Origin of the sequence: Halomonas maura (assembly GCF_030409305.1) — a bacterium.
GTDB lineage: Bacteria > Pseudomonadota > Gammaproteobacteria > Pseudomonadales > Halomonadaceae > Halomonas > Halomonas maura.
Genome location: NZ_JAUFPQ010000032.1, coordinates 1 through 10,418 on the forward strand (window position 1 = coordinate 1; position 10,418 = coordinate 10,418).

Consider the following 10,418-nt stretch of genomic DNA (forward strand, 5'->3'; position numbering starts at 1 on the left):
ACCGACCCGGCGAGCGGCCTGGTGGATACGCTGACCGGTCAGGACGTGACGCTGGCGCTGGATGGCGATGACGTGGTCGGCAGCAACGACGACGGTGACGAGGTGCTGCGGGTCAGCGTCGACGGCGACGGCAACGTCACCCTCGACCAGAGCCGGGCGGTGGTCCATCCGGACGACAGCGACCCGGACGACCTGATCACCCTGGCCGCCGGCAAGGTCGGGCTGACGGCCATGGCGACGGACGGCGACGACGACAGCGCCGAGCTGACCATCGACCTCTCGCCGTCGCTGGGCCTGCGTGACGACGGGCCGGCGATCTCGGGGCTCGACGACACCCCGTTGCTGGATTTCGCGGACGGGGAGACGTTCAGCGACGCGGGCTTCCTCGACTATGGCGCCGACGGGGAGGGTGACTTCGCGATCACCGGCTTCAGCCTCGTCAGCCCCGGGAACGACACGGTCCTGGGCGATCTCTCGGGGAGCATCTCGCCTGATGGCACGATGTTGACCCTGACCAGCAGCGCGTTCGGCGACTTCTTCGAGGTCACCGTCGATGGAGAGGGAACGGGCGGCTACGATGCGGAGGTGCTCATCGACAGGCCTATCGTCGAGGTGGCGCTGATCGAGGACACGACCACCCCCGGCGGCCCCGTGGAGGAGTTCGACCTTCCGCAGCCCCCGGACGAGCCGATCGTCACCCTGGATGGCTTCCTCTTCTCCGATCCGGACGACACTGCGAATCTGAGGCAGACGTACCTTGACGGCGATCTGGATGACGATCCTGCCGACGACATCAATATCAGCAACCGGGGTTCAGCGCTGTTCGACAACCAGTACGATGCCGGTGAGGGACTGGCGCTCAACTTCCATGAGGATGTCGCCGGCGTCAGCTTCATCGTGCAGGGTGGCACGGGCTCCCCCGGCAGTGATCTCACCCTGAAGATGGCGGGCTACGATGATGGCGAGCTCGTGGCATTCAGTGAAGAGACCTTCCCCCTGCCGAAGGGCAATGACGTCCAGGAGGTCGTGTTCCAGACGGAGGAAGAGATCGACCAGGTCATCCTCATCCATGACGCGACGGCCAACGGCTTCCGTATCCCGGAAATCTTCGCCTTCACGTTCGGCGATATTCCGGATATCGAGGGAACGGTCACCGTCGAGGCGACGGACGGCGACGACGATGCGGTCGAGGATACCTTCGCCTTCTCCATCGACGGCAACGGCGATGGCATGATCGCATGATCACCCCGGCGGCGGACGGCGCCTTCCTGGCCTGACGCCTCGGGTGTTGATGGCGACACAGCATCGGGCCGACCCGCATGGCGCGGGTCGGCCCGTTGGTTGAGGCCGTTCTTGTCGCTCGGCTCCAGGGGGCCGCTATGCTGAGAGAGTGATGAGGCTGAGCAAGGAGCGCATCCGCATGTCGACGCTGACGTTTCTGGGGGCGGTGGGCGAGGTGACCGGTTCGCGCTACCTGCTGGAGGTGGATGGCGAGCCGCGCGCGCACCGGCTGCTGCTGGAGTGCGGCCTGCACCAGGGCGGCCGCGATGTCGAGGGCGCCAATGCCGTGCCCTTCGGGCGACTGGCCACGGAGCTCGAGGCGGTGGTGCTGTCCCACGGCCACCTGGACCATGCCGGCCTGCTGCCCAAGCTGGTTCGCGAGGGCTACCGCGGGCCGATCCACTGCACCGCCGACACCGCCGAACTGCTCGAGATCATGCTGGTCGACGCCGCCTTCGTGATGGCCAAGGACCTGGAGTGGGAGAACCGCTGGCGGGGGCGGGCCGGCAAGCCGGCCATCGAACCGCTCTACGACGAGGACGACGTCGCCCTGACGCTGTCGCTGTGCGAGCCCCATGGCCTCGGCCGGCCGGTGCACCTGCCCGGCGGGGTGACCCTGGTATTCCGCGATGCCGGGCACATCCTGGGATCGGCCATCGTCGAGCTGGCCATCCCCTCCGGCGGCCAGCAACGCCGGCTGGTGTTCTCCGGGGACCTCGGCAATCCCGAGTCGGTGCTGATGAAAGACCCCGAGAAGGTCTACGACGCCGACCTGGTGATGATGGAGAGCACCTACGGCGACCGCGACCATCGGCCGCTGGCGGAGACCCTCGAGGAGTTCGCCCAGGTGCTGGAGGAGGCCCACCGGGACGGCGGCAATGTGCTGATCCCGGCCTTCGCCGTGGGCCGGACCCAGGAGATCCTCTATCACCTCAGCGTGCTCTATCACCAGGGCCGGCTGCGCCAGCAGATGGTGTTCCTCGACAGTCCCATGGCGATCCGCGTCACCGAGCTCTATGCCCGCAAGCGCGCCTCGCTCGACCCCGAGGACCTCAAGGTGCTCAATATCGCCGCCCACGGCGATCCCGGACAGTACCTGCCGATCCTGCGCCTGACCCGCACGGTGGAGGAGTCCATGGCCATCAACCGCATCCATGGCGGCGCCATCATCATCGCCGGCGCCGGCATGTGCAACGGCGGGCGCATCGTCCACCACTTCCGTTACAACCTCGAGCGGCCCAGCACCCGGCTGGTCATCGTCGGCTTCCAGGCCGAGGGCACCCTGGGACGCGAGATCGTCGACGGCGCCGAACGGGTTCGGGTGCTGGGCGAGGACCTGGCCGTCAAGGCCCGGGTGCATACCCTGGGGGGCTTCTCGGCCCATGCCGGCCAGAGCGATCTGATCGGCTGGGCCGGCGCCTTCCATGGCCAGCCACGCTTCTATCTGGTGCACGGCGAGCCCGGCGCCCAGCAGGCGCTCCGGGCGGTCCTCGCCGAGAGCGGCGTCCAGGCCGAGATCCCGGTCTACCGCCAGCGCATCGAGCTCTGACCCCGGCAACGATGCCGTTGCCGGTGGGTCATGTCCCGGGGGAATCGAGTTCGCTCCGTTATATTTCAAATAAATATAACGTTAGAACTTGTTGTGCGTTACGCTAGGGCCACGACGTGCCGATGGGCGGGGCTCGACCCTCACCGTTGCTGATTCCACCGCTATTCACCACTACAGGAGGCAGGCTTCATGGCGACGCATCCTCTCGTGACGGCGTTCTTCGACGAGCCCACCAAGACCTTCAGCTATGTGGTCCGCGATCCGCATTCGACATCCTGCGCCATCCTCGACTCGGTGCTCGACTTCGACTACGCCGCCGGGCGCACCGAGGTGCGCTCCGCCGACGCGATCATCGCCTGCGTGCGCGACGAAGGGCTCAGCGTCGAGTGGGTGCTCGAGACCCACGTGCACGCCGACCACCTCTCGGCGGCGCCCTACCTGCAAGAGCGGCTGGGCGGGCTGACCGGCATCGGTGCGCGCATCATCGAGGTGCAGGAGATCTTCGCCGAGGCCTTCAACGCCGGCAGCGAGTTCGCCCGGGACGGCAGCCAGTTCGACCGCCTCTTCGAGGAGGGCGACACCTTCGCCATCGGCGGCCTCGAGGCGCGGGTGCTGCACACCCCGGGCCATACGCCGGCCTGCCTGACCTACGTGATCGGCGATGCCGCCTTCGTCGGCGACACCCTGTTCATGCCCGACTACGGCACGGCGCGCTGCGACTTCCCCGGCGGTGACGCCCGCACCCTCTATCGCTCCATCCAGAAGGTGCTGGCGCTGCCCGGCGAGACGCGCCTGTTCCTGTGCCACGACTACAAGGCGCCGGGCCGCGAGGAGTACCAGCACCTGACCAGCGTGGCCGAGCAGCGCGCCGACAACATCCATGTCCACGAGGGCGTCGGCGAGGATGCCTTCGTGAAGATGCGCACCGAGCGCGATGCCAGCCTGGACATGCCGCAGCTGATCCTGCCCGCGGTACAGGTCAACATGCGCGCCGGCCAGCTGCCGCCCGCCGAGGACAACGGCCAGGTCTACCTCAAGGTGCCGATCAACCGGTTCTGAAGGCCGTCGAGTCGCGTTTCGGCGAAGCAACCCCCTGAAGGAGATCGCCCGTGGAGTGGCATTCCTACCTGGCCGGCCTGGTCGGCGGCGTGCTGATCGGACTCTCGGCCACCTGGCTGATGGTGACCCTGGGACGCATCGCCGGCGTCAGCGGCATCATCGGCACCCTGGTCACCGCCCGGCCCCGGGGTGACAGCGCCTGGCGCCTGGCCTTCCTGCTGGGGCTGATCTCGGGGCCCCTGCTGCTGGTGCTGACCGGTGGGGGGCTCGGCAACGTGGCCGACCGCCCCGGCGCGGTGATCGGCGAGCCCGCCGGCGGCGTCGCCCTGATGCTCGTCGCCGGCCTGCTGGTCGGCCTGGGCACCGGCATCGGCAGCGGCTGCACCAGCGGCCATGGCGTGTGCGGCCTGGCGCGGCTGTCGCCGCGCTCCCTGGCGGCCACCCTGACCTTCCTGGCGACCGCCATCCTCACGGTCCTGATGGTCCGGCACCTGCTGGGAGATGGCGCATGAGGACCCTGATGGGCTATCTCGCCGGCCTGCTGTTCGGCCTCGGCCTGGCCGTGTCCGGCATGACCGACCCGGCCCGGGTGCTGGGCTTCCTGGATCTCTTCGGCGCCTGGGACCCGACGCTGATCTTCGTGCTCGGCGGCGCGGTGGCCACGAACTTCGTCGGCTACCGCCTGGCCATGCGCCGGCCCAACCCGCTGTTCGCCTCGGCCTTCCAGCTGCCCAGGCGGCGCGACCTGGATGGCCGGCTGATCGGCGGGGCGGCGCTGTTCGGCATCGGCTGGGGGCTCTCCGGCTATTGCCCCGGCCCGGCCTTCGCCTCCGTGGCCGGCATCACCTGGCCATTGGCGGCCATGCTGCTGGCCATGCTGGTGGGCTGGTTCCTGGCCCGGGCGCTGCCCTCGCCGGACTGAAGAGGTTCTCGTAGCGCAACCTGTTGCGCGAGGGGCGACTCCGGCATCGCGTCAGGGCCGCGGGCCCAGGATCTTCGTCAGCGCTGCCTCGCTCGGCATGCCCTGGGCCGTCGCCAGGCGGTCCTCGTCGCGGTAGACCAGCCCCGGGGTGGCCACCAGGCCGAGCCGCTCCATCAGGGCGTGGTTCTCCTGCAGCGCCAGCTCCCAGTGGCGGGGCAGGGCGTCGAGTGGCTCGACCGGCGTGCCCGCCTCATGGGCCGCCAGCGCCGCGGACGGGTCGTCGGCGGCCAGCAGCGAGATGGCCAGGCGTGGGCTGTCGCGCTCGAGGATGCCGACCATGACATGGCGCAGCTGCACCTCGCCGGCCTCGACCCAGGGCCGGGCGGCCCGGAAGAACCGCCGGCAATAGGGGCAGTTGGGGTCGGTGAAGACGTAGACGATGCGCTCGGCGTCGTCGCGGCCATCGGCGATCCAGGCGCTGTCCGCCAGGGCCTGCCGGGTCTCGGCGTCCCGGGGGGCGCGTACCAGGCGATCGAGGGGGGCCGCCGAGAGGTTGTTGCCCTCGGCGTCGACCAGGTTGCCGATCACGGCATGCTCGCCGTCGGCGGTGACGAAGACGGTCATCGCCTGGCCGTTGGCGCTGGCCGCGTAGCCGTCGAGCCCGCCCGGGGCGGCGAAGCGGCCATGGACCGTCAGGCCCTGGGCCTCCAGGGCCTGAAGGGGGGGCGGCCGCGACTCGGCCAGGGCCGCAAGCGGCAGGGCAAGGGCGGCCAGGGCCAGGCGGGAGCGAGACGGCTGACGCATGACGGATCTCCTGGTAGCGGAAGGAAGGAATGCCTGCCTGGGAGGCTCGCGGGACGATAAAGTTCGTGTGCGGCAACGGCAGCGGGCCCCGGGAGTGTCCGACCCGCTGGGCGCTGTCGCCCCGACCCGTTACAATATGGCGACACCGTTTCCTCCATGTCGGATACTCGCTATGCATTGCCCCTTCTGCGGCGCCCATGACACCCGCGTGACCGATTCCCGGCTGGTCGCCGAGGGCGATCAGGTGCGCCGCCGGCGCCAGTGTGCGGCCTGTGGCGAGCGCTTCACCACCTACGAGACCGCCGAGCTGGTGATGCCCCGGGTCATCAAGGCCGACGGCTCCCGCGAGCTGTTCGACGAGGCCAAGCTGCGCGCCGGCATGCTGCGTGCCCTGGAGAAGCGCCCGGTCAGCGCCGAGGCCATCGAGGCCGCCGTGGAGCGCATTCGCCAGACGCTGCGCGCCCGCGGCGAGCGCGAGGTCCAGGCCCGGGACGTCGGCGAGGAGGTGATGCATGCCCTGAAGCGGCTCGACCAGGTGGCCTATATCCGCTTCGCCTCGGTGTATCGGCGCTTCCAGGACATCGACGAGTTCCGCGCCGAGATCGATCGCCTCGCCCAGGAGCCGAGCTTCCGGCCCGACGAGCCGGGGGGCGCATGACGGCGCCGCGGACCCCCGAGGCCTGGATGGCCCGCGCCCTGGTGCTGGCGCGTCGCGGCCTCTACACCACCGATCCCAACCCCCGGGTGGGCTGCGTGCTGGTCAAGGGCGACCGGCGGGTGGGCGAGGGCTGGCACCTGCGGGCCGGCGAGCCCCATGCCGAGATCCATGCCCTGCGCCAGGCCGGCGAGGCGGCCCGGGGAGCCACCGCCTATGTCACCCTCGAGCCCTGTTCCCACCAGGGGCGCACCGGTCCCTGTGCCGTGGCGCTGGTGGACGCCGGGGTGGCGCGGGTGGTGGTGGCCATGCAGGACCCCAATCCCCAGGTGGCGGGCCGAGGCATCGCGCGGCTGCGCGAGGCCGGCATCGAGGTCGAGGTCGGCCTGCTCGAGGCCCAGGCCCGGGCCCTCAACCCCGGCTTCATCGCCCGCATGGCCCGTGGCCGGCCCTTCGTGCGGCTGAAGATGGCCATGAGCCTCGACGGCCGCACCGCCATGCGCTCCGGCGAGTCGCAGTGGATCACCGGCCCCCGCGCGCGGCGTGAGGTGCAGCGGCTGCGCGCCCGCTCCAGCGCGGTGCTGACCGGCGTGGAATCGGTGATCTTCGACAACTCCCGGCTCACGGTGCGTGCCGACCAGCTCGAGCTGCCCGAGGGCGAGGCCATCGCCGCCCGCCAGCCGCTGCGGGTGGTGGTGGACTCGCGGCTGCGCCTGCCCGAGGCCGCCGCCTGCCTGCGCGAGCCGGGCCGGACCCTGGTGGCGACCCTCGAGGGCCAGGACGGCGAGCGTCGGGCCCGCCTCGAGTCCGCCGGCGCCGAGGTGCTGGCGCTGCCCGCCGGCGCCGACGGCCGAGTCGACCTGGCGGCGCTGCTCGCCCACCTGGCCGGGCAGGAGGCCGTCAACGAGGTGTTGCTGGAGACCGGCGCGACGCTCGCCGGGGCCATGCTGGATGCCGCCCTGGTCGACGAGATGCAGCTGTTCGTGGCCCCCACCCTGCTCGGTGGCGAGGCCCGGCCGCTGTTCGCCCTGCCAGGGCTGGAGCGCATGGAGCAGCAGCGCCCGCTGGAGATTCTCGATATCCGCGCCGTGGGCCGCGACTGGCGCATCACCGCCCGGCCGCGCTAGGCGCGCGGCGAGCGGTTGGTTGCCGACGCGACAAGACCGGGACGATCCGACGCCCGACGCCGCTCTCGAGAGTTCGCCGATGCCGCTCTCGAGAGTTCGCCGATGCCGCTCTCGAGAGTTCGCCGATGCCCGAACCTCATACTGGCGCCGGACGCCGCGCCACGGTACCCTGACGCGGTTTCGAGGTGGGCGACGCCCCCCGGCGACCCGAGCGTCGTCAAGGCGCGACAGCCGCCACGCAGAATCAATGGAGATTCCATGGAGCACTCCTCCTCCGGGGGCCTGGCCCCCATCGCCGAGCTGATCGAGGACATCCGCCAGGGCCGGATGGTGATCCTGATGGACGACGAGGATCGCGAGAACGAAGGCGACATCATCATGGCCGCCGAGAAGGTCGAGGCCGAGCACATCAACTTCATGGCGCGCCACGCCCGGGGGTTGATCTGTCTGCCGATGACCCGCGAGCGCTGCGAGCGGCTGCAGCTGCCGCTGATGGTCCGCGACAACGGCTCAGGCTTCGGCACCAAGTTCACGCTGTCCATCGAGGCCGCCGAAGGGGTGACCACCGGGATCTCGGCCGCCGACCGGGCGCGCACCGTGCAGGCCGCGGTGGCCCGCGACGCCCAGGCAGGGGACATCGTCCAGCCCGGCCACATCTTCCCGCTGATGGCCGAGCCGGGCGGCGTGCTGCGCCGTGCCGGCCACACCGAGGCGGCCTGTGACCTGGCGGCCCTGGCCGGCCTGGACCCGAGCGGCGTGATCTGCGAGGTGATGAGCGACGACGGCAGCATGGCCCGCCGCCCCGAGCTCGAGCGCTTCGCCCGCGAGCACGGCCTGAAGATGGGCACCATCGCCGACCTGATCCACTACCGCATCCACAACGAGCAGACCGTCGAGCCCCAGGAATCGATGCCGGTCCAGACGCCCCATGGCGAGCTGACCCTGCACGTCTTTCGCGACCGCATCCAGGGTGCCCACCACCTGGCCCTGGTCAAGGGGCATCCGCACCCCGAGGCACTGACCACGGTGCGCGTGCACCTGGCCAACGTGATGCGCGACCTGCTCTCGCTGCACAAGGGCGAGGGGGGCAGCTGGGCCGCCCACGAGGCCGTGGCCGAGGTGGCCCGCGCCGAGCATGGCGTCTTCGTGCTGCTCGACGATGGCCGTCCCCGCCAGGACCTCCAGGACCTGCTCGACCTGTTCCTGGAGCGTCGCCGCGCGCCGCGCACCACCGACTCCGACGGCGCCGGCAACTACCTCACCATCGGTACCGGCTCGCAGATCCTGCGCGACCTGGGCGTGGGGCGCATGCGCCTGCTCAGCTCGCCGTGGAAGTTCTCGGCGCTCTCCGGCTTCGACCTGGAAGTCGTCGAGCGGGTCGAGCCCGGCCAGCCGGCCGTCGCCGAGGATGACGCCGACGCCTGAGCGATCGTCACCGACACATTGACACGACGCCGGCCGTCGCGGCGTCATGTGGATTCCGTACCACCGGGTTCAGCAGGAAACAGACCATGCAACCGATTTCCCAAGTCGAAGGCAGCTTCGTCGACGTCGATGGCCGCTACGTGATCGTGGTGGGCCGCTTCAATCATCATGTGGTGGACAGCCTGGTGGAGGGCGCCGTGGACAGCCTGGTGCGCCACGGCGTGGAGGCCGAGAACATCGATATCGTCCACACCCCCGGCGCCTGGGAGCTGCCGCTGGCGATCAAGCGCGTGCTCCAGGTGGCGCGGCCCGAGGCGGTGATCGCCCTGGGCGCGGTGATCCGCGGCGGCACCCCGCACTTCGAGCACGTGGCCGGCGAGTGCAACTCGGCGATGAGCCGCCTGCAGCTGGAGTTCGATACCCCGGTGGCCAATGGCGTGCTGACCGTCAACTCCATCGAGCAGGCCATCGAGCGGGCCGGCACCAAGGCCGGCAACAAGGGCACCGAGGCGGCCATGGCGGCCATGGAGATGGTCTCGCTGCTGCGCTGCTTCGGCGATGACGCCGGGGAGGGGACCCGATGAGCGAGCAGCGCCGGGCACCGTCGAAGGCCCAGCAGTCCCGCCATGCGGCCCGCGAGCTCGCGGTCCAGGGACTCTACCAGTGGCAGCTGACCGGCAAGTCGATCACCGCGGTGGAGACGGAGTTCCGCAGCCAGGTGGCCGACGACGACCTGGAGGACCACGAGAACTGGCACAAGGTCATGGAGATCGCCGACCTGGCGCTGTTCCATGACCTGCTGCAGGGCGTGGTGCGCGACCGCGAGGAGCTGGACCGGGCCATCGCCCCGCTGCTCGACCGCCGCCTCGAGGACCTGGACGCCATCGAACTCGCCATCCTGCGCCTGGGGGCCTACGAACTCGCCAAGCGCCTCGAGGTGCCCTACCGGGCGGTGATCAACGAGGGCGTCGAGCTGGCCAAGTCCTTCGGCGCCACCGAGGGGCACAAGTATGTCAACGGCATTCTCGACAAGCTCGCCGTGAGGCTGCGGTCCGCCGAGGTCTCCGCGCGCCGACGCTGAAGGCGATGCACCGGATGCACAGTGAATTCGAGCTGATCGCCCGCTATCTGGCCCCCGCCCCGGCCCCCGCCGCGGCGGGCGTGAGCCTCGGGGTGGGCGACGACTGTGCCCTGCTGGCGACGACCGCGGGTGAGCGCCTGGCGGTGAGCGTCGATACCTCGGTGGCCGGCGTGCACTTCCCCGCCGATGCCCCGCCCGGGGCCGTGGGCCACCGCGCGCTGGCCGTCAGCCTCAGCGACCTGGCCGCCATGGGCGCCCGGGGCCGCTGGTGCCTGATGTCGCTGACCCTGCCCGCGGCCGACGAGGCCTGGGTGGCCGCCTTCGCGGAGGGCTTCCACGCCCTGTGCGCGGCCTGCGGGGTCAGCCTGGCGGGCGGCGACGTGACCCGCGGCGAGCTGGCCGTGGGCGTCACGGTGATGGGCGAGGTGCCGCCGGCCGAGGCCCTGACCCGCGCCGGCGCCCGGCCCGGCGACTGGCTGGCCGTGACCGGCGCGCTGGGCGGGGGCGCCGGCGGC

At 70.8% G+C, this 10,418-nt stretch carries 12 protein-coding genes; 11 read left to right on the forward strand and 1 reads right to left on the reverse strand.

All coding sequences use genetic code 11. The features are described 5' to 3' along the window. From QWY76_RS19790 to QWY76_RS19810, 5 genes are all read left to right on the forward strand, one after another. A partial coding sequence (locus QWY76_RS19790) for a DUF5801 repeats-in-toxin domain-containing protein (RefSeq protein ID WP_290313289.1) occupies positions 1–1,242 on the forward strand: 1,242 nt, incomplete at its 5' end. A 178-nt stretch (positions 1,243–1,420) separates the two neighbouring features. After that, entirely contained in the window at positions 1,421–2,830 is a 1,410-nt protein-coding gene (locus QWY76_RS19795; protein ID WP_290313291.1) for an MBL fold metallo-hydrolase RNA specificity domain-containing protein, read from the forward strand. Between the two features lie 189 nt (positions 2,831–3,019). Beyond that, on the forward strand, positions 3,020–3,889 hold the full coding sequence (locus QWY76_RS19800; protein ID WP_290313292.1) for an MBL fold metallo-hydrolase: 870 nt from the start codon (positions 3,020–3,022) through the stop codon (positions 3,887–3,889). Positions 3,890–4,008: 119 nt separating this feature from the next. Then, positions 4,009–4,401 carry a YeeE/YedE family protein gene (locus QWY76_RS19805; RefSeq protein WP_435389007.1) on the forward strand — a complete coding sequence of 131 codons (393 nt, stop codon included), beginning with the start codon at positions 4,009–4,011 and terminating at the stop codon, positions 4,399–4,401. Next, complete coding sequence (locus tag QWY76_RS19810) at positions 4,398–4,811, forward strand: DUF6691 family protein (RefSeq protein WP_290313294.1); 414 nt, start codon at positions 4,398–4,400, stop codon at positions 4,809–4,811. The genes QWY76_RS19805 and QWY76_RS19810 overlap by 4 nt, the downstream gene beginning before the upstream one ends. Positions 4,812–4,862: 51 nt before the next feature. Here the strand turns inward: QWY76_RS19810 and dsbG are convergent, their stop codons facing one another. Beyond that, positions 4,863–5,615 carry a thiol:disulfide interchange protein DsbG gene (dsbG, locus tag QWY76_RS19815; RefSeq protein WP_290313295.1) on the reverse strand — a complete coding sequence of 251 codons (753 nt, stop codon included), beginning with the start codon at positions 5,613–5,615 and terminating at the stop codon, positions 4,863–4,865. Between the two features lie 172 nt (positions 5,616–5,787). Between dsbG and nrdR the strand changes: the two genes are divergently transcribed. The 6 genes from nrdR to QWY76_RS19845 form a co-directional block, all read left to right on the forward strand. Next, a complete protein-coding gene (nrdR, locus tag QWY76_RS19820; protein WP_290313296.1) occupies positions 5,788–6,273 on the forward strand; it encodes a transcriptional regulator NrdR in 486 nt (161 codons plus the stop codon). Next, entirely contained in the window at positions 6,270–7,397 is a 1,128-nt protein-coding gene (ribD, locus tag QWY76_RS19825; protein WP_290313297.1) for a bifunctional diaminohydroxyphosphoribosylaminopyrimidine deaminase/5-amino-6-(5-phosphoribosylamino)uracil reductase RibD, read from the forward strand. Before nrdR ends, ribD begins: the two co-directional genes overlap by 4 nt. A gap of 258 nt (positions 7,398–7,655) precedes the next feature. After that, positions 7,656–8,822, forward strand: a complete 1,167-nt coding sequence (gene ribBA / locus QWY76_RS19830) for a bifunctional 3,4-dihydroxy-2-butanone-4-phosphate synthase/GTP cyclohydrolase II (RefSeq protein WP_290313298.1) — start codon at positions 7,656–7,658, stop codon at positions 8,820–8,822. Between the two features lie 86 nt (positions 8,823–8,908). Next, positions 8,909–9,406, forward strand: a complete 498-nt coding sequence (ribH, locus tag QWY76_RS19835; protein ID WP_290313300.1) for a 6,7-dimethyl-8-ribityllumazine synthase — start codon at positions 8,909–8,911, stop codon at positions 9,404–9,406. Next, positions 9,403–9,903, forward strand: a complete 501-nt coding sequence (gene nusB / locus QWY76_RS19840) for a transcription antitermination factor NusB (protein WP_290313301.1) — start codon at positions 9,403–9,405, stop codon at positions 9,901–9,903. The genes ribH and nusB overlap by 4 nt, the downstream gene beginning before the upstream one ends. A gap of 14 nt (positions 9,904–9,917) precedes the next feature. Continuing rightward, positions 9,918–10,418 (forward strand): thiamine-phosphate kinase (locus QWY76_RS19845; RefSeq protein ID WP_290313302.1); only part of this gene is annotated, 501 nt, incomplete at its 3' end.

Coding starts and splice junctions, on each gene's coding strand:
- ribBA (WP_290313298.1), top strand. CDS start 7,656: ATGGAGCACTCCTCCTCCGGGGGCCTGGCCCCCATCGCCGAGCTGATC.
- QWY76_RS19800 (WP_290313292.1), top strand. CDS start 3,020: ATGGCGACGCATCCTCTCGTGACGGCGTTCTTCGACGAGCCCACCAAG.
- dsbG (WP_290313295.1), bottom strand. CDS start 5,615: ATGCGTCAGCCGTCTCGCTCCCGCCTGGCCCTGGCCGCCCTTGCCCTG.
- ribD (WP_290313297.1), top strand. CDS start 6,270: ATGACGGCGCCGCGGACCCCCGAGGCCTGGATGGCCCGCGCCCTGGTG.
- ribH (WP_290313300.1), top strand. CDS start 8,909: ATGCAACCGATTTCCCAAGTCGAAGGCAGCTTCGTCGACGTCGATGGC.
- nrdR (WP_290313296.1), top strand. CDS start 5,788: ATGCATTGCCCCTTCTGCGGCGCCCATGACACCCGCGTGACCGATTCC.
- nusB (WP_290313301.1), top strand. CDS start 9,403: ATGAGCGAGCAGCGCCGGGCACCGTCGAAGGCCCAGCAGTCCCGCCAT.
- QWY76_RS19810 (WP_290313294.1), top strand. CDS start 4,398: ATGAGGACCCTGATGGGCTATCTCGCCGGCCTGCTGTTCGGCCTCGGC.
- QWY76_RS19795 (WP_290313291.1), top strand. CDS start 1,421: ATGTCGACGCTGACGTTTCTGGGGGCGGTGGGCGAGGTGACCGGTTCG.
- QWY76_RS19805 (WP_435389007.1), top strand. CDS start 4,009: ATGGTGACCCTGGGACGCATCGCCGGCGTCAGCGGCATCATCGGCACC.